This window comes from Gimesia sp., from assembly GCF_048260065.1.
Taxonomy (GTDB): domain Bacteria; phylum Planctomycetota; class Planctomycetia; order Planctomycetales; family Planctomycetaceae; genus Gimesia.
The window spans coordinates 236,807-254,589 of record NZ_JBLXHC010000007.1; the positions used below are offsets into that span (position 1 = coordinate 236,807).

The 17,783-nt window shown below is 51.2% G+C and carries 13 protein-coding genes and 1 tRNA gene; 9 read left to right on the forward strand and 5 right to left on the reverse strand.

Annotation, left to right across the window (positions count from 1 at the left end; translation table 11 throughout):
• Positions 1-59: 59 nt before the first annotated feature.
• Positions 60-2,177: a hypothetical protein gene (locus tag ACN0YN_RS15355; RefSeq protein WP_417385900.1), complete on the reverse strand. Its 2,118-nt coding sequence runs from the start codon at positions 2,175-2,177 to the stop codon at positions 60-62.
• Positions 2,178-2,678: 501 nt separating this feature from the next.
• Here ACN0YN_RS15355 and ACN0YN_RS15360 point away from each other — a divergent pair.
• The 9 genes from ACN0YN_RS15360 (at position 2,679) to argS (ending at position 13,129) form a co-directional block, all read left to right on the forward strand.
• The gene (locus tag ACN0YN_RS15360; RefSeq protein ID WP_417385901.1) at positions 2,679-3,425 is read left to right on the forward strand and encodes a lipoyl(octanoyl) transferase LipB; all 747 of its coding nucleotides are present in this window, start codon (positions 2,679-2,681) and stop codon (positions 3,423-3,425) included.
• Entirely contained in the window at positions 3,412-4,311 is a 900-nt protein-coding gene (lipA, locus tag ACN0YN_RS15365) for a lipoyl synthase (RefSeq protein WP_417385902.1), read from the forward strand. The genes ACN0YN_RS15360 and lipA overlap by 14 nt, the downstream gene beginning before the upstream one ends.
• A complete protein-coding gene (locus ACN0YN_RS15370) occupies positions 4,312-4,587 on the forward strand; it encodes a biotin/lipoyl-containing protein (RefSeq protein WP_417385903.1) in 276 nt (91 codons plus the stop codon). It abuts the gene before it with no gap.
• 19 nt (positions 4,588-4,606) lie between these two features.
• Positions 4,607-5,668, forward strand: a complete 1,062-nt coding sequence (gene holB, locus ACN0YN_RS15375) for a DNA polymerase III subunit delta' (protein WP_417385904.1) — start codon at positions 4,607-4,609, stop codon at positions 5,666-5,668.
• A gap of 201 nt (positions 5,669-5,869) precedes the next feature.
• Positions 5,870-6,721: a PSP1 domain-containing protein gene (locus tag ACN0YN_RS15380; RefSeq protein WP_417385905.1), complete on the forward strand. Its 852-nt coding sequence runs from the start codon at positions 5,870-5,872 to the stop codon at positions 6,719-6,721.
• Positions 6,722-7,120: 399 nt separating this feature from the next.
• Positions 7,121-7,537 (forward strand): Minf_1886 family protein, encoded by a 417-nt coding sequence (locus ACN0YN_RS15385; RefSeq protein ID WP_417385906.1) that lies wholly within the window; start codon positions 7,121-7,123, stop codon positions 7,535-7,537.
• 375 nt (positions 7,538-7,912) lie between these two features.
• A complete protein-coding gene (locus ACN0YN_RS15390) occupies positions 7,913-10,525 on the forward strand; it encodes a sodium-translocating pyrophosphatase (protein ID WP_417385907.1) in 2,613 nt (870 codons plus the stop codon).
• 187 nt (positions 10,526-10,712) lie between these two features.
• Positions 10,713-11,048, forward strand: coding sequence for a ribosome silencing factor (gene rsfS, locus ACN0YN_RS15395; RefSeq protein ID WP_417386028.1), 336 nt, complete (start codon positions 10,713-10,715; stop codon positions 11,046-11,048).
• A 116-nt stretch (positions 11,049-11,164) separates the two neighbouring features.
• Positions 11,165-13,129 carry an arginine--tRNA ligase gene (gene argS, locus ACN0YN_RS15400; protein ID WP_417385908.1) on the forward strand — a complete coding sequence of 655 codons (1,965 nt, stop codon included), beginning with the start codon at positions 11,165-11,167 and terminating at the stop codon, positions 13,127-13,129.
• A gap of 66 nt (positions 13,130-13,195) precedes the next feature.
• Here argS and ACN0YN_RS15405 read toward each other — a convergent pair.
• The 4 genes from ACN0YN_RS15405 to aroA all read right to left on the reverse strand — a co-directional run bounded on the left by ACN0YN_RS15405 (position 13,196) and on the right by aroA (position 17,722).
• Positions 13,196-13,266 (reverse strand) — tRNA-Gln (locus tag ACN0YN_RS15405).
• 216 nt (positions 13,267-13,482) lie between these two features.
• Positions 13,483-14,808 carry a DNA-directed RNA polymerase subunit alpha C-terminal domain-containing protein gene (locus ACN0YN_RS15410; RefSeq protein ID WP_417385909.1) on the reverse strand — a complete coding sequence of 442 codons (1,326 nt, stop codon included), beginning with the start codon at positions 14,806-14,808 and terminating at the stop codon, positions 13,483-13,485.
• 212 nt (positions 14,809-15,020) lie between these two features.
• The gene (gene rsmB, locus ACN0YN_RS15415; RefSeq protein ID WP_417385910.1) at positions 15,021-16,439 is read right to left on the reverse strand and encodes a 16S rRNA (cytosine(967)-C(5))-methyltransferase RsmB; all 1,419 of its coding nucleotides are present in this window, start codon (positions 16,437-16,439) and stop codon (positions 15,021-15,023) included.
• Complete coding sequence (aroA, locus tag ACN0YN_RS15420) at positions 16,436-17,722, reverse strand: 3-phosphoshikimate 1-carboxyvinyltransferase (RefSeq protein ID WP_417385911.1); 1,287 nt, start codon at positions 17,720-17,722, stop codon at positions 16,436-16,438. The genes rsmB and aroA overlap by 4 nt, the downstream gene beginning before the upstream one ends.
• Positions 17,723-17,783 lie beyond the last annotated feature (61 nt).

Consider the following 17,783-nt stretch of genomic DNA (forward strand, 5'->3'; position numbering starts at 1 on the left):
AAAACCCGGTCAGCAGATCACTGACCGGGTTTTTATTTTCTTCAGCCTGAGGCTTTTACTTAGTCTTTGTAGAAGCGAGTCAGTTCTTCGAACAGCAGAGGATCGCGGATCGAATCGCTGGCGAGCCGTGCCCGGAACCGCTGATTTCCTTCAACTGTACCGCGTACGATGACCTGGTACTGTACCGAATCACCAGGTGCCAGGTCTCCCAGAGATTTGAAGACGACCACACCATTTTCAGCGATGTGCTGAGTTGGTCCGGTGGCAGTAATCAGTTCCACACCAGGAGGCAGTTCGCAGGAGACAGAGACATTCTGTGCTGACTTACTTCCATCATTCTTGACGAGCACTTTGTAACCGGTTTCTTTTCCGATTTCGACAGGATCGTCCAGGTCAGCAATTTCCAGAACCAGCTGAGCAGTTCCTTCGATGCGTGTCTGAATCTGAGCGTCTGATTTCACATTGTGCTCAGAGATGGCTCGTACGTGATGCACATAGTTACCGATGGTCTTGGTTTTCAATTCCAGGTTCACGCTGGCGGTTTGACCTGGTTCCATACGGCCGAGGAACCAGCTGATAGTGGAATCTTCCGGATTGAACTGTCCGCCATGATCGGCATTGACGAATTCGAATCCTTCAGGAACTTTGTGTAAGACGCGAACGTTGTTCGTAGCGGCAGCACCATCGTTGAGAGTCGTGATGACATACTGAGCACTGCGACCTTTGTAGCGAAGTCCAGGACCGTCAATGGCGACTTGAACTTTCGGAGCGATGACGTTCACACGTGCCTGGGTTGCCTGAGTCAGACCACCTTCAGCTCTCGCCTGAACTTTCACAACCTGTTCGCCACCCATGACAGCAGCCAGAGCCAGACGAATAGTGCGGGTTTCGCCAGGATTGAGTGAGCCCACCTGCATCTGCAGATATTCGGCAGTCACATGTTCCAGTCCTTTAGGAATTTCTGCTTCGAGTACTACATTGTGTAATGTACCAGTACCCGGGTTGGAGATCGTAACAGACTGTGAAGCGGGCTCGCCAATCATGACATTGGTTGGACCTTTGACAGCCACCTGCAGCATGGGTTCTGCTACCATGAATGATTCAGTCAACGCACTGGTTGAGCGAACATTGGCAGCAGCAGTAATCGCACCACGCTGACTGGGGATCATGGAAATCCGGATCACTTTTGTTTCGCCGGCGTTCAGCGATTCAAATTTCCATTCCAGATGATCACGGCTGGAGCTGGGCAGTGGTTCCGCATTGGTTAACCGCACTGTTACAGGAAAGAATGCTTCGACCAGCAGGTCTTTCGCAGTCTGCTTTCCTTCGTTTTTAACGACCAGTTCGAATTCACATTCCTGGCCTACGTTAATTTCTGTTTTCTTAATCCATTTGTGAGTCAGTTTAGCAGCAGCTTCTTCTGAAGTGGCACCAACGGGCTTCAATACAGGTTCTGCTGCACGACGACTGTTGGGAGTAGAAGAAATCGTAACCCCGGTAGAGGGTTCTGTTTTGGGAGCAGCAGCTCCGAAAGACAGATGATGTTTGTTTTCTACTGTTTTGGTATCAGGAATTCGGGGGACAGACAGGCTGGGTGCTTCTGGAGCAGACTGACCGAAATCTGCTGGCAGACGGAACGGATTTTCGCGTGTGTCCCCTGCACTGATCTGCTGAATTTTGCCCTGGGCAGAATTCTGGTTGCCCTGCTGAAACTCAGCATGAACAATGTTCTGCTTGCTGGACTGAGCTCCATTGAACGTTTCAAAGTGGTACTGCTTTTTTCCACCTTGAGGTTCAGCATGTCCAATCTGCTGGAACTGAGACTGACTTGCTGCAGGAGTCTCAGTTTTAGTTTTGTTATCCAGGCGGCGATAAGGACGTTCCTGTCCGAACAGTTCCTTGTAATAGTTAGGAACCTGTGAGAGACGGGCCTTATCAGTCGGTTGATACCCTGATGACTGATTTGTCACAGCCGCATTCTGATTCGGCTGAGAAATCGTCACCCCACCTGTATTTCCTGCAGGTGCCTGCCCTGCGAAATACTGGCTGGATGAACGGGTAGTGGGAGCAGAATCAAAGGGTGACTTTGATTCCATCATGCGATCATCGGCGGTGGCGATACTCGCACTCATTACCATAGTTGAAAATATCGCGAGCATCTTTTTTCCGCGTCGCATTTTGTTTCTCCTTACCGATTGGAATTTACTGCTGGATCGGAACTGATTTGAGGTTTGATTTGACATGAAGAGCTCTGAGAGCTGGAGTGTTCTGATAAATTGCAAAACGGTGTATTAGTTTTATCCATTTCTCTCTATCGGATCTGAGGATCGAACGAATTGAATCAGATATGCTGATTTTTCAAAATAAACCGGAATTGTAAGCTATTCCGGTTATGACGATTGTTCCCTGAAACGTCATACAGCCGCCCATTCAATTCCGATAAGTACTTTCATAAAAACAACTTACAGCACAACCCAACCTCAGATCCCCTGTGCTCGGTACCTGAAACCATAAAACTGGAAATCAGGGAGCTCTGAACGCAATCTACTGCCAGGATCCCGGACAAATCAGGTTTTCCCCAGTCTGAAGATTGACTCCCCGCAAGAACCCCTGAAAATGACGGTGTCGCTGACCGTATCCGAACAGCAGAACGAAACCCTGAACCTGTAGACAGGAACATGAATTCACCAGGCCCTGAAATGAACCCGATCCATCCCCGCAATTCCTCAATCAGGGTTTATATGCTGGGTTGCGTCGACTTCGACTCGATTCTCACGCTTCAGGAACGGGCTCTACAGGAAATCAGGCAGCAGGAGACTGATCAGGCCACGCTGTTTGTCTGTGAGCATCCGCCGATCATTACGGTTGGCCGGGAAGGCAGTCATACTCAACTGGCCGAATCCAGCCAGGAATTCAAGGCAAGTCAGCTGGATGTCCGCTGGGTGAACCGGGGAGGAGGAGCTCTGTTACATGCCCCTGGCCAGTTAGCCGTCTATCCTCTGCTCCCACTGAAGCGGATGGGACTCGGAATGGACGACTTTCAGAACGGTTTAGTACAGTCCCTGTTGAGAATGTGTGCGGAACTGGGAATCGAAGCCGAACAGTTTCCGGATTCCGCGGATATTTTTGGTCGTTGTGGCCAGTTTGCCTTTCTGGGGGCTGCGATCAAATCCTGGATTTCTTACTATGGTTTGTATATTAATGTCTCGCCCAATATGAAATTACAGCGACTGATTGATGCCAATCTGCACGACCACCGTCTGACTTCACTTTCTGCGACACTCACGCGGGAAGCCAGTATGAGTTCGGTCCGCGAAAGTATCGTCAGGAATCTGGTTCAACAGTTTGGTTATCAACAGACACATATATTCACACGACACCCCTTACTGCATAGAGTGAAGAAAAAAGTTTATGTCCACCCTTAATATTCTGACAGACACTGCCCCCGAACCCCGACAGCGACTTCCCAAATGGCTGAAGCGGCCTTTGCCCGAACCGGGGATGGCATTCACCAGCAACGTGATCGAAGACTTGAAGCTGGTAACGGTCTGCGAAAGTGCCAAGTGCCCGAATCGAACCGAGTGCTGGTCACACAAAACCGCTACCCTGATGATTCTGGGAAATGTCTGTACGCGGCCGTGCGGGTTCTGTTCGATCGCCAAGGGAAAAACAGAAACGGTCCAGCTGGATGAACCGGAGCGGGTGGCTGAAGCAGCCGTGCGACTGGGACTGGAACATGTCGTGATCACTTCCGTCACACGTGATGACCTGCCCGATGGTGGCGCAGAACATTTTTATAACTGCATCCTGGCCATCCGCGCACGAATGGATGCCGACATCGAAGTGCTCACACCCGATTTTCGAGGCGACCGCAAAGCCATTCATCGCGTGATCGAAGCCCATCCGGATGTCTTCAATCACAACACGGAAACCGTGCCTCGTCTTTATCATCGTGTGCGTCGGAATGCCGTTTACCAGCGTACCCTGGATCTGCTGCTGCAGGTCAAAGAAACAGACCCGACCATTGTGACGAAAAGCGGAATCATGCTCGGCCTGGGTGAAACACGGGAAGAAGTTCTGGAAGTCTGTGCGGATCTGCGGGCCGTCGGTTGCGACATGATTACCATTGGTCAATATCTGCAGCCGACACCTCAGAATCTGCCTGTGGAACGCTTCCTGCCTCCTGAAGAATTTGACGAAGTCGGAGATCAAGTCCGGGCGATGGGTTTCAAACTGGTCGCCAGCGGTCCCTTTGTACGTTCCAGTTACAATGCCGGCGAGATGGCAGCCGTCCTGGGAAAAGATTCCTGAATGTCGACTCCCATTCTTGTTCCTTCCGTCAACAGTTCAACTCAGCCACTGAAAGTCTCTCTCTGGCTGACACATGCGGGGGAAGAAGTGACCAGCGGAGATCGTGTCGTCGAACTGCTGATTCCCGGCGTGACGTTTGATGTGGAAGCCCCCTGTGCCGGCAGGATCGTCTCCTGTGAATGTCAGGCCGGGGCAGAAGTCACAACAGGCATGGTCCTGGGCTGGATTGAACCTCTGAATTCTGAAACCGATTTAGACTGGAATCCTGAAGACTGAATTCTGAAAAGAGATGGGGATGAGTACAACAACCGATTCCATTCGAGGGCACCACTCCATTCTGGAAATGCTGGATCGCGCACTGTCACGCAGCCGCCTGCCGCATGCGCTGTTGTTTTCAGGAGTAGCCGGCATCGGTAAGAAGCGGGTCGCCTTGCATCTGGCGCAATGCCTGTTCTGTCAGCGAACTCCTCCGAATGAGTTAAGCTGCTGTCACACCTGTGACTCCTGTAAACAGATGGCAGCGGGAACACACCCCGATCTGATCGCGATTGAATGTCCGCCCGACAAAAACATTCTGCCGCTCAGCCTGATTATCGGCGATGATGATCATCGAGGACGGGAAGGCGTCTGCTATGAAATGTCGTTGCGTCCCATGGTGGGTGACCGTCGCATCGCCATCATTGACGATGCCGACAAAATGAACGCCGAGAGTGCAAACGCGCTGCTGAAGACACTGGAAGAACCTTCCGCGAACTATTTGATGATTCTGATCGCGAGTGATCTGGACTCGATCCTGCCTACGATCCGTTCCCGCTGCCAGTTAATTCGCTTTAATGAACTGACACAGGAAGATGTTGCGTCGCTATTATTGAATCAACAACTGGTTGACACCGAAGAACAGGCACAGCAGATCGCGCGCATGTCAGAAGGCTCCCTGAAAACCGCAAGTGAGCTGCTGGATGAAAATCTTCAGTCTCTGCGGGGAAATATCACCGGTCTGCTCGGCCGACACCCGTTTCAACCGCAGACTTTTTCCGATGCCGTAATTCAGGCAATCGATGATGTCGGAGGCAATACGGGCGCCCAGAGAAAAACAGCGATGTGGATCATCAAGTTCTGTGCCGACTTCTATCATCAGTCTTTACAGTGTGCCGCCGGTTATCAGACGGTTCCGGCTGCGGAGCACGTGGAACGATTTGTTTCCGGACTGCCTGGCGAAGTGGAAGATCGGATTGAAACGATCGGCAATCTGCTGGGACGCATGCTGCAGACAGAGGAACAGGTCCATCAGAATGTGACTCTGCCTTTATGCATCGAAAGCTTAAGTCAGGATCTGCGGAACATCCAGACAAAATAAGCTCCCGTCTGCAAGTCTCATCTGGGAAACAGTGAACGGATTTTAAATAAATGTCTTTTCCGGTGTTTATTTAGAGATTGCCAGATCGAGTTCGGCTATAATAAACTGATCTCTGGCAGTCATTCTGATTCCCACGCTGATTCTGGCTATTCCTGTATGATGACTGCTGCATTCAATCTCAAATCGATGAAATTGTAATATATGAACAACGAAGTTTCCGGATATATCGTTCGCTACGGTTCCACCCGCCTGATCGGAGAGTTCACCAGCAAAGGTCTGGCCGAGTTACCACGTAACGCGTCTGTGATCATCAAAAGTGATCGGGGACATGAGTGGGGTGAGGTCCTGTCACCGGCGACTGAGCGTGTCAAATCTTTCATGAAAGACGCATCCACTGTCGGACGAATTATCCGTCTGGTGACCGATGACGACTATCGACAGCGCGACCAGAACCGCCACGAAGAACGAAATGAATTTCAGGGATGCCAGGAACTGGTGAACGAACACAAACTGCAGATGCAGCTGGTTGATGTTGAGCACCTGTTCGGCGGCGAACGTGTCATCTTCTATTACCTGGCAGAAAAGCGCGTTGACTTTCGTGAGTTGGTCAAAGCGCTCGCAAGAAAATACCGGTCACGGATCGAAATGCGCCAGATCGGAGTACGTGATGAAGCGAAGCTGCTGGCGGATTATGGTGACTGCGGTAAAACAGTCTGCTGCGGCACACATCTGACTGAGATGCCTCCCGTCTCGATGAAGATGGCTAAACTGCAGAAGACGTCTCTTGATCCTAATAAACTTTCCGGACGATGCGGACGCCTGAAGTGCTGCCTCCGTTATGAATACGATACCTATAAAAGCTATAAGAAGGAATTACCTCCTGTCGGCTCGACGATTATCACCAGCCAGGGAGAAGCAAAAGTCACGAACCAGGAAATACTTTCCGAGTGTGTACAGGTCGTCTACCCTGACATGAAAAGAACGATCGTACACAAAAAAGACATCCTGGAAGTCATTAAGAAGAAACGCGGGGAAAACCCTGCCAAGCAGTAGACTCCAGCGAAACAGGATCTCGTGAGGGAGTCTGAATTTAGTGAAAACGAGTCACTCGGGATTGATTTCCCGGCTTCTCTGATCGATAATTTTCCAATAACTGGCGGGTTATGCTCCAATAAAGTCTTGACCCGACCAGACTGATCCGAAACACTAGACTGAGTCCAGTTTTATTGTAGCGTTTCCAGGGCCATTTGGACCAAGTACATTAGATTGAGAGACGCTCTGGTTAATTGTGATGCGTTCCAGCTTGTAGAAAACTGCAATACAGTATTTTCAGAGCTATCTGAATCGAGTATAAATAGAGAGTGATGCTGGCGTTTCAAAACGTTTGTCACAGGTCAGAAAAACCGCAGCGCCGCTGTGATTATAAAGTCTTAGACAGGTTATGGGTGAAAAATGACATCTGCTACAAATCTATCCCGCCCCAAATTGCAATTTCACCCCAATGCCTACGATTTTATCTTTGAAGCACTCCAGCAGGCACAGGAAATCTTCTCACGGCATGCCATTCATGAAGGTGAGCAGGAAGAAGCCCATGTCTCCGGCCAGGAACTGCTGGAAGGTGTGCGCGAACTCGCTCTGAAACAGTTCGGCTTAATGACGCTGACCGTTTTCAAACAATGGGGCATTCAATCCACCAAAGACTTCGGCAAGATGGTCTTTGAAATGATTGAACATGGCCGGATGCGCAAGACAGAGAATGACCGCCTGGAAGACTTTGTCGACATCTACGATTTCGAACAGGTCTTTGACGCTGCTTATATCATCGATACGAGCCAGGTCTTCACTCAGACCCCCGCCCGGAACGTCTGATCCAACCAGTTCATCGGCTCTCGATTCCTCTGAACTCGACTTCTCACTCTGCGTCAACTGCTGCGCATACGGATCAGTAAGTTTTGTGTTAAACGAAGTTTGTTAAGTTACTGTTATTGCAATCTGATTCCCAGATGATACACTCCCCCGATAGAGTTTTCTTGTGTTTAAGCAGCGTTTTTTCAAGTTTACCCTCGTGTCTAAAATAACCTGGAACGTGGTGAATTGTGCAAACAACGCGATCCTTTAATAAGATGCGTTTCGTATTTTTTGAGCATTCAAGTTACGTGCTGACTGTTGCCCGGAATCAATAGAGGTTTTGAGGTTTTACATCAAGATTTACAACGGCTAATTTAAATGGAGTTAACTCTAAGGATGAGGTTTCATACCCGCGCTCGACTCACTCCCGTACGATTACTCACAACTCTCATCACCTCTAGTTTCGCCACACTCTTAAGTTCAGCCCCGCTGCTGGCAGCTGAAACTTCCGCCGACCAGATAGTTGATGCCGACAATTCAACAGTTGTTATCAGCTGGTGTATCGCGATAGCAGGTGCCATGTTTGCCCTCTTCACGGCGTATCGCTTCTTCAGCTGGATGGTCAATGAAAGTGAAGGCGATTCCACAATGCGAAAAATCGCCGAGCATGTCCGCGAAGGCGCTCGTGCCTATCTGGACCGGCAATTCAAAGTGGTCACCGTCTTTTTTGCCATTGTCTGTGCCCTGTTGGCCTTCATGGCATTTGGCTTGAAAACACAGTCCCACTGGGTCCCCTTCGCCTTCTTAACCGGAGGCTTCTTTTCTGCGCTGGCCGGCTGGTTCGGAATGCGTACCGCGACACTCGCCAGCGCCCGTACCGCGCATGCGGCTAAAGAATCATTAAACAGCGGCCTGCAGGTTGCCTTCCGCAGTGGTGCCGTCATGGGACTGGTAGTGGTCGGACTGGGTCTGCTGGATATCACACTCTGGTTCGGTGTCTTGCACTGGGTCGTCAAAATGCCTCTGGCAGAAATCACAGTGACCATGCTCTGTTTTGGTATGGGAGCCAGTAGCCAGGCGCTGTTCGCCCGCGTGGGAGGTGGTATCTTCACCAAGGCAGCTGACGTCGGTGCCGACCTGGTCGGTAAAGTCGAAGCAGGCATTCCCGAAGACGATCCTCGCAATCCCGCAACCATCGCCGACAATGTAGGCGATAACGTGGGCGACGTCGCAGGCATGGGAGCCGACCTTTACGAATCTTATTGCGGATCGATCCTTGCCAGTGGAGCACTGGGGGTTGCCGCTTATCATGGTTATCCCAAAATGCAGATGATGTGCCTGCTGCTGCCGATGTGTCTGGCAGCCGTGGGTATCTTCCTGTCGGTCACCGGTATTTTTATGGTGAGAACTGAAGAAGGAGCTTCACAGAAGAACCTGCTGAAAGCGCTGGCTAAGGGAATTGACACCAGCGCTTTTGGCGTCATCGTCGCATCACTGGCTCTGGTCTGGATCATGCTGGTGATCCCCTCTCAGTCTTCGGGCATTCCCGCTGACTCTCCACTGCTGGTAGGCAACAAACTGTTTGGAGTCTTCGGTGCGATTGTCTGCGGACTAGTTTCCGGCTGGCTTATCGGTAAATGGACGGAATACTCCACCAGCGATGAATTTCGCCCGACCCGCTTTATCGCAGACCAGTCTTCAACAGGACCGGCAACCGTGATCATCGCGGGGATTGCAGAAGGTTTTTACAGCGTCTGGGTCCCGATTGTCGTGATTGGCGTCGCCATCATCCTGGCATTTGGACTCTGTACCGGATTCGATTTTGCCAATTCCGCGATTTTCGCAATGGGCCTGTACGGCGTTGCCATTGCCGCCGTGGGAATGTTGAGCACCCTGGGAGTGACATTGGCAACCGATGCCTACGGCCCGATTGCTGACAACGCCGGCGGTAACGCAGAAATGAGCGGACAGGAACCTTATGTCCGCCAGCGAACGGATGCCCTGGACAGTCTGGGAAACACAACAGCTGCTACCGGAAAAGGATTTGCCATCGGCTCCGCTGCTTTAACCGCGCTGGCTTTGCTGGCAGCTTATGTCGAAGAAGTTCGCATCGGCTTTGAACGCTGGGTCGAGCATTCTGCGATCGTGGAAACCGTTTCAGACGATATGACGAACGCTTCGGCTCTAAAATTAAGTGCGAACTGTATTGCCTTGCGGACTCCAGACAAAAATGGCGAGGAAGCAATACATAACAATCAGGGGTATTTACTGTTCCCCGCTTTAAATGTCGCTCAGGTGACTCCCGGACGCGTAAAAATCACCAGTGCCGAAGTCGGTTCAATTATTCGAGGCCTGAATATCACCGAACTGCTGGAACGGGGAGAATGCGTCGATGTCAAAACGGCAACGGTGCCTGACTTCTCGCGATTCTATAATTTCTCACTGTTGAACCCCAAAGTCCTGGTCGGGATCTTCTTTGGCGTCATGGTGGCCTTTGTCTTCTGTGCGATGACCATGAAAGCCGTCGGACGGGCCGCAGGAGCGATGGTGGACGAAGTCCGTCGTCAGTTCAGGGAAATCACCGGGATTATGGAGAATGAAGCCGAACCGGATTACGCGGCCTGTGTCGAGATCAGTACGGCAGCTGCGCAACGGGAAATGATCCTGCCTGCGATGCTGGGTCTGCTTTCACCGGTCGTCGTCGGAGTCATCCTGGGAGTTCCCGGGGTTGTCGGCCTGCTGGTGGGTGCCTTGACGAGCGGGTTTGCAGTTGCCATCATGATGGCTAATGCCGGTGGCGCCTGGGATAATGCGAAAAAGTACATTGAAGCAGGTGCACATGGCGGCAAAGGAACTGATGCGCACAAAGCCACAGTAGTCGGTGACACCGTTGGTGACCCATTTAAAGACACCAGTGGCCCGAGTCTGAACATCCTGATCAAGCTGATGAGTATGGTTTCTGTTGTCATAGCCGGGTTTATTATTCAATACGCACTAGAGTTATTTTAAGTATTTGAAACAGGTTAGAGCGCATCACATTTAACCATAGCGTCTCTTAATCTATGATACTCGGTCCAAATAACTCTGGAGACGCTATAGTAAAACTGGATACAGTCTAAAGGTCACAAAAATCAACACCGAACCTTCTCAACAATCTGATTCTATTGAAAGTGCGTCCAGTCTGGAACGTGCCTGTCTGTGTGCAAAAACCTGTGAAGACTTCAAAGGCAAAGACATCGTTGTACTCGATGTCGCTAAAATTACGCCTTTGTTTGACTATTTCATCATCGCCACGGCCACGAACCAGAGGCAGAGCAATGCGATTGCCGAAGAAATTCGCGTCCTGATGAAGCGCGAGAGTGCCAGCCGTCGTAATATCGAAGGTAAAGACAGTGAATGGATTCTGGGGGATTATGGGGACATCGTCCTGCATATTTTCACAGAAGAATCCCGGGAACTGTACGACCTCGAACGCCTCTGGGCAGACGCCAAAAAAGTAGACTGGCAGTCTTTCCGCCCGGATTCGCACTGACAGAACCGCTGTTTCTACCAATCTCGACTCGCAGTCGGTATTCTGGGCGTAGATGAATCTCTGTCCGTATTTTCCAGTAATCAAGGAGCCCGGTGTCTCTGCCCCGGGCATGCATAATGAATATTCTCGCAGAACTCAGAAGTCGGTTTGAACCCGTCTTAACCGAATGGACCGATGATCCGTCTTCGGTGATCGAAATGCTGAAAGCATCTCAAGACGCGAAATTTGGCGATTACCAGGCCAATTTTGCCATGCCGCTGGCAGCCCGAATCCCGGATTTAAAACCGCGCGACCTGGCAACACAGATCGTGGAAAAAGTCGATCTGTCCGATTTCTGCGAACCCCTGGAAGTCGCGGGGCCCGGCTTTATTAATATCAAACTCAAACAGGACTGGCTGAATACGCAGACTCAAAACCTGGTGGCAGACGAACGACTGGGGGTCGCAGCGGCAGAAGCGCCTCAAAAAGTGGTCGTCGACTTCTCCGCCCCCAACGTCGCCAAACCCATGCATGTGGGGCATTTAAGAAGTACCGTGATTGGTGATGCCAATTACCGGGTTCTGAAATTCCTGGGACATGACGTCGTCGGGGACAACCATATCGGCGACTGGGGAACCCAGTTCGGCATGATTATCTTCGGGTACAAGCATTTCCTGAACAAAGCCGCTTTCGAAGAAGCCCCGGTCACAGAACTGGCCCGGCTGTATCGACTGGTCAACCAGCTTTCGGACTACCATGCGACAAAAAATGCCATCCCGAAAAAAGAAGAAGAGATCGAGCAGCAGGCTGAAAAGCTGCAGTCGCTCGAAAGTTCGGCTGACCTGACCGACAAGAAAATCCAGAAACAGATCAAGAAGCTGAAAGCCGATCTCGGCGAAAGCCAGGCCGAACTGACTTCCCAACAGGAAAGCCTGACAGAGCTGGAAGCAAACGAAGACCTGCACAGTAAAGCAGTCGCGTTTCCGGACATCGCCCGCCTGGCGCGGGAAGAGACTGCCAGGCTCCATAGCGGCGATGCAGAAAACATCGAACTCTGGGAGCGATTTCTACCTCAGTGCCTGGATGCGATTCAGACCGTCTATGATCGGCTCAACATCCATTTCGATATGACTCTGGGCGAGAGTTTCTATCAGCCTCTGCTGGCGGATGTCGTGGCAGATCTGAAACAGAAGGGGCTCGCCAAAGAAAGCCAGGGCGCGATCTGCGTCTTCATGCAGGGCATTGAAGCCCCTTTCATCGTCCAGAAACAGGATGGCGCCTTCACATACGCGACCACCGATCTGGCGACGATCAAATACCGGGTCGAAGAACTCAAGGCAGACCGGGTGCTGTATGTGGTCGACTCCCGACAGAGCGAACACTTCAAGCTCCTGTTTGCCACGGTCAAAGAGTGGGGCTATTCTGACCTGGAACTGCAGCACGTCAGCTTTGGAACCGTGCTAGGCAAAAACAAGCGTCCCTACAAAACACGATCGGGGGATACCGTAGGACTGGAAAGCCTGCTGGATGAATCCATCGAAAGTGCCTACCAGATTGTTTCCGAAAACGATGATGCCAAACCGGATGGCGCTGAACTGAATGACGCAGAGCGACGGCAGATTGCAGAAGTCGTAGGACTGGGGGGCATCAAATACGCCGACCTGAAACACAACCGGGACAGCGATTACGTATTCGACCTGGATAAGATGCTCGCCAATAAAGGTGATACCGCCACCTACATGCAGTACGCCTATGCTCGTGTCTGTGGCATCTTCCGCAAAGGTCAGATCGACCGGAGTGCCTTACGAGACCATCAGGCTGCACTGACACTGGTCGATGAAAGCGAGCGAGCACTGGCACTGCAGATCAACCGCTATTCAGAAATCCTGGAGAGCGTCGCAATTGAAGCACGACCGAACTACCTGACAAACTATTTGTTCGAACTAGCCAAGATATTCAGTACATTTTTCAATGACTGTCCAGTTCTCAAAGCAGAATCGGAACAAACTAAAAACAGTCGTCTGATGCTCTGCGATTTAACCGCCCGCATTGTCGAGCATGGCCTGTCACTGTTGGGAATTGGAACCTGCGAACGCATGTAATACATCGCTCAACGGAAAGAGAAATAAAAAAACGCATTCCAGACTGGAATGCGTTTTTTATTAAGATTACCCGGCAAGGGCTCGAACCTTGACTAACAGAATCAAAATCTGTTGTGCTACCATTACACTACCGGGTAATGTAAATGCTGTTGTTTTAGACACAGTAGCCCAACTCGGGTTCACTGGTTTCCCAGTGCTGCCCGGCGAACGAAGTGTATTGAATCTCTCAACTTCTGGCAAGAGTTTCTCTGAGAGAAAATCGCCATCTTTGGAATTCACAGGTTGCGGATTGTGCCTGCACTGTTCATACACAATCCGCTGTTCCTGAATTTACCGGAACCGTCTGTGAAAGACTAATCGTTTCGCAGTTTGAGGTTCATCTCGGTCAGTTTTTCCCGAATTTCGTTGAGCGAGGTCACACCGAAGTTTCGGCTGGCCAGCAATTCATCCGGGCTGCGACGCAGTAGTTCGCCAATGGTGCCGATCCCCAGACGGGACATACACTTTCTGGAACGAACGGAAAGCCCCAGATCGGAAATTGGCTTTTCGGTTGCAGGGTTGTCTGCCAGTTCGGGAGGCAGAGCAGCATAGCCGCCTTCGGTTCCCAATGCTTCATGCAGATTCTGACCGATGTGCAGACCGAATGAAGACAGCATCTCACGAATTTCATCGAGTGATGTCTGACCGAAGTTCTTACCAGCCAGCAGATCGTTTTCGCTGACACGGGTCAGATCACCCAGCGTATGAATATCCATCGCATGCAGACAGTTGCGGCTGCGGACAGAAAGTTCGAAGTCAGTCACAGGACGATCCAGCAGCTGTTTCATGCGGGCTTCGTTGCGTGCTGTTTCTTCGTCGTAGTACATGTTGTCAGCAGCTTCGATGTCTTTCAGGTACATCGCAGCCATTTCGTTATTGGGATCTGCTTCCAGAATGCGACGGAAACAGAATGCGGCAGCAGGATAGTTTTCCATATCCTCGTACAACAGTCCCAGATTCAGAATCGCTCCCAGGTAGAAGGGAGGACTGGAAAGAGACTGCTCATACAGACGAATGGCATCTTCATCGTTTCCACGAGAAGCGTTTTCACCGGCCAGTCGGAATATCGCACGTGAGTGACGTGGATCCATATCGACGGCACGTTCGAAGTATTCGATCGCGCCATACAGATCGCCTCGGTCTGAGCGAATACATCCCATCTGGAAAGAATATTCAGCACGTCCGGCAGCGTCTTTGGAAATCGTACCCAGAACAGATTCTGCATCATCCAGTTTTCCAACCAGACGCAGTGTTTCTGCTCTTCGCAGAGAACATTCGATGGAGTCGTAGCCCAGCTTGGCAGCCGCTTCCAGCTTCTGATCTGCTTCGGCATATCGTTTCAGAGCAATCAGCGAAACCGCCTGGTAAAAACAGGCCGTTGCATTGTCTTGTACTTTTTCAAGTTCAGTGACTGCTTCTTTGTGTTTTCCCAGCAGATGCAGGGCGATGCCAGCCCGGGCGCTCAGTCCGGCTGAAGCCTGGCCTTCTGAAATACTGCGGACCAGCGCCTGCACTTCATTGTTCAACTCTGAAACCTGATCAGAGCAGACAATGTGTGATAATCGCTCTATGTCCGAGTAGCCTACACTTTCAGAGCTTTGCAAAACACCTTTTACGTCAATTAATTCGTCGACACTCACACTATTTTCCTTTATTGCAGCAGGCGCGCAGATGGAAGCAGACAATAGAGTTTATTCACACAAGCTATTGCCAAATTTCATAAACCCGAATCTTACAATCTGTTTAGGCAAACGGCAACCATTAACGCCTGTTTCGCCTGTTTTCCGGCTATCATGCTATATCTTAACACTTTCGACCACCAGAAAAGTGTACACACAATCACATAAAGTAATTACTGAATCAGTGCCTGATAACCGCCATCACAGGGGCTGCCAGGCAGATGTCGATTTTCCCGCACCAGTTTACGCTCCGGATGATTCTGCAGGACTTCCTGCAGAAGGTCTTCATTTTCACGTGGATCGAATGAACAGGTCGAATACACGAGCCTGCCGGACGGCTTTAACTGCTGAAAAGCACGCTCCAGGAGATCACGCTGAATCTGATTCAATTCTTTCAGGGAAACTTCATCCAGTCTCCAACGGGCTTCGGGGCGTTTCCCGAGGACCCCGGAATTCGAACAGGGGGCATCGACCAGAATTGCATCGAACTGCTGCGCTGACCATTCTGCATCGGATTGATTCGCGAGGTGCGTCTCGATACAGGTCAGTCCCAGTCGCGAGGCATTCTGTTCGATCTTCTCCAGACGGTCATAGGAAACATCAGTGGCGATCAGCGTTCCCCGGTTATACATCAATTCCGCCAGATGAGTTGTTTTTGTTCCGGGTGCCGCACACATGTCCCAGACCGTTTCTTCCGGCTGCGGATTTAAGAGATTCCCTGCAGCCATCGCCGACTGATCCTGAATCGTAAATTTTCCCGCTAAGAACCCCACGAGATTTTCCATCGCCACCGACTCTTCAAGTCGAATTGACTGTGGTTCGTCTCCCGGACTGACCTGAATCCCCTCTGCCTGCAGTTCCTCCAGTAGTTCTTCGCGGGTCGTCTGTAACGCGTTGACACGCAGATACAGTTTATTGCGCTGATTAAACCACTGCGCGATCTGCATGGTCTGCTGCATTCCAAAACGGTCCAGCCAGTCTCTGATGACCGGCAGCGGGAAGCTGAAGGCTTTTGAAAGATAGCCGGCTGGATCCGCGATGGGACTCGGAAACAGGCCTACGGAAAAACAGCGGTAACGTTCGGCGCTGAGCGGGATCGCATTCGACTGCGGTTCGGTCGCTGTATCTTCAGTCATGAGCCGCGTAATCGACCGCAGGATCGCATTAACCATTTTTTTCCAGCGTACACGATGCAGTTTACCGGCCAGTTCAACGGTTTCGGAAACAGCCGCATGATCGGGAATCTGATCGAGCATCACCAGCTGGTAAACGCCGATTTGCAGCAGTGTCCAGAGAGGTGCTTCCACTTTTTCGCGCGGACGTGTGAGCTGACTTTCGATAATCGTATCCAGCGTCAGCTGCCTGCGAACCACGCCGATACTGATCTCCATGGCCAGCCGCCAGTCTGCGGAAGACAGGTCAATCCGTCGTTCCCACTGCTGCATGGAATCGGAGATGAACTGATCACTGCGGCGGTATTCTTCCACCAGGAAAAATGCCAGCTGTCGAGCGGAACGGAAATACTGCGGTATTGGCAAGGCATCAGCGTCTTCGGCTGAGGCATTCTGCTGCCAGACGTTTTTCTTTTTCACGATGTCTGACCGCACAAGAGTTCGAGGTCAGCAAAGAACCGGGGGTAGGTCTTGATCGTACAGTCGGGATCAGCAATCACAATCCCGGGAACCTTCAAACCCACGAGCGCAAAGCTCATGGCCATGCGATGATCATCGTACGTTTCGATGGTCGCAGGTTGTATCGGGCCAGGATAAATGGTAACCGAATCTTCGGTCTCTTCTACCTGAATCCCCATGCGTTTGATTTCCGTGGCAATGGCATACAGGCGATCGGTTTCTTTATGCCGAATATGTCCCACATTACGAATGGTTGTTGGCCCCTCAGCAAACAGAGCGACTGCGGCCAGTGTCTGGGCAGTATCGCTGATATCGTTCATATCCACATCAATCCCGTGCAGCGGTTTCCCCTGAACGGTGATGCTGTTGCGTTCCCGTTTGATTTCACAGCCCATGTCTTCGAGAACGCGAATGAAATTGATATCCCCCTGCAGGGCATCCTGGTTCAATCCATCGACCGTCACCCGACCACCGGTGATTGCCGCAGCAGCAAAGAAATAGCTGGCAGCAGAAGCATCCGGCTCGATGTCATAGGCAACTGGTCGTTGATAGGTTTGTGGTTGAATCCGCCAGACCGACTCCTGCAGTCGATCGATGGTCACGCCGAATTGCGCCATGACCCCCAGTGTGATATCCAGATACGGTTTTGAAACCATCTCTCCCTGTATGGTGATTGTAATCGGGCTTTGTGCCGCGGGAGCTACCATCAGCAGCGCGCTCAGATACTGGCTGGAAACATTACCTGCAATCGTTGTTTCTCCACCGGGCAATCCGTGTGCCTTCACACAAACTGGCGGACACCCTGTCTCCTCTGCACAATCGACATCAATGCCCAGCTGTTTGAGCGAGTTGACCAGATCCTGAATGGGACGCTGTCTCATTCGCGTGTTGCCATCCAGTACGAACTCACCTTCACCGGCCGCACACATCGCGGTTAAAAAACGAATACTGGTTCCGCTGTTTTCCAGCCAGAGCGAAGCTTCGTGACTGGGAATCCTGCCTCCACAGCCTTCCACTTCGATGGAACAGGTCACTGGATCATGATCGACTCTGATGCCCAGGCGGTTCAGACTCTCAATCATCACCTGTGTATCCTGGCTGTCCAGAACTCCGGTGAGATGAGTCGTGCCTTCTGCAAGTGCTGCCACAATCAGGGCGCGATTGGTGATGCTTTTGGAGCCGGGTGGTCTGACAGTGCCCTGAATCGGACCTGCAACTGGGGTGACTTCGTAAGTTTTGGGCATAAGTTAAGAGTAATCAATGATTCCGAGAGCTTCAGTTACGGCTTGAACCGAAAACAGTTTC

Bases quoted from the DNA above. Each gene is read 5' to 3' on its own strand.
- ACN0YN_RS15355 (WP_417385900.1), bottom strand. From the start codon at position 2,177: ATGCGACGCGGAAAAAAGATGCTCGCGATATTTTCAACTATGGTAATG.
- ACN0YN_RS15360 (WP_417385901.1), top strand. From the start codon at position 2,679: ATGAATTCACCAGGCCCTGAAATGAACCCGATCCATCCCCGCAATTCC.
- lipA (WP_417385902.1), top strand. From the start codon at position 3,412: ATGTCCACCCTTAATATTCTGACAGACACTGCCCCCGAACCCCGACAG.
- ACN0YN_RS15370 (WP_417385903.1), top strand. From the start codon at position 4,312: ATGTCGACTCCCATTCTTGTTCCTTCCGTCAACAGTTCAACTCAGCCA.
- holB (WP_417385904.1), top strand. From the start codon at position 4,607: ATGAGTACAACAACCGATTCCATTCGAGGGCACCACTCCATTCTGGAA.
- ACN0YN_RS15380 (WP_417385905.1), top strand. From the start codon at position 5,870: ATGAACAACGAAGTTTCCGGATATATCGTTCGCTACGGTTCCACCCGC.
- ACN0YN_RS15385 (WP_417385906.1), top strand. From the start codon at position 7,121: ATGACATCTGCTACAAATCTATCCCGCCCCAAATTGCAATTTCACCCC.
- ACN0YN_RS15390 (WP_417385907.1), top strand. From the start codon at position 7,913: ATGAGGTTTCATACCCGCGCTCGACTCACTCCCGTACGATTACTCACA.
- argS (WP_417385908.1), top strand. From the start codon at position 11,165: ATGAATATTCTCGCAGAACTCAGAAGTCGGTTTGAACCCGTCTTAACC.
- aroA (WP_417385911.1), bottom strand. From the start codon at position 17,722: ATGCCCAAAACTTACGAAGTCACCCCAGTTGCAGGTCCGATTCAGGGC.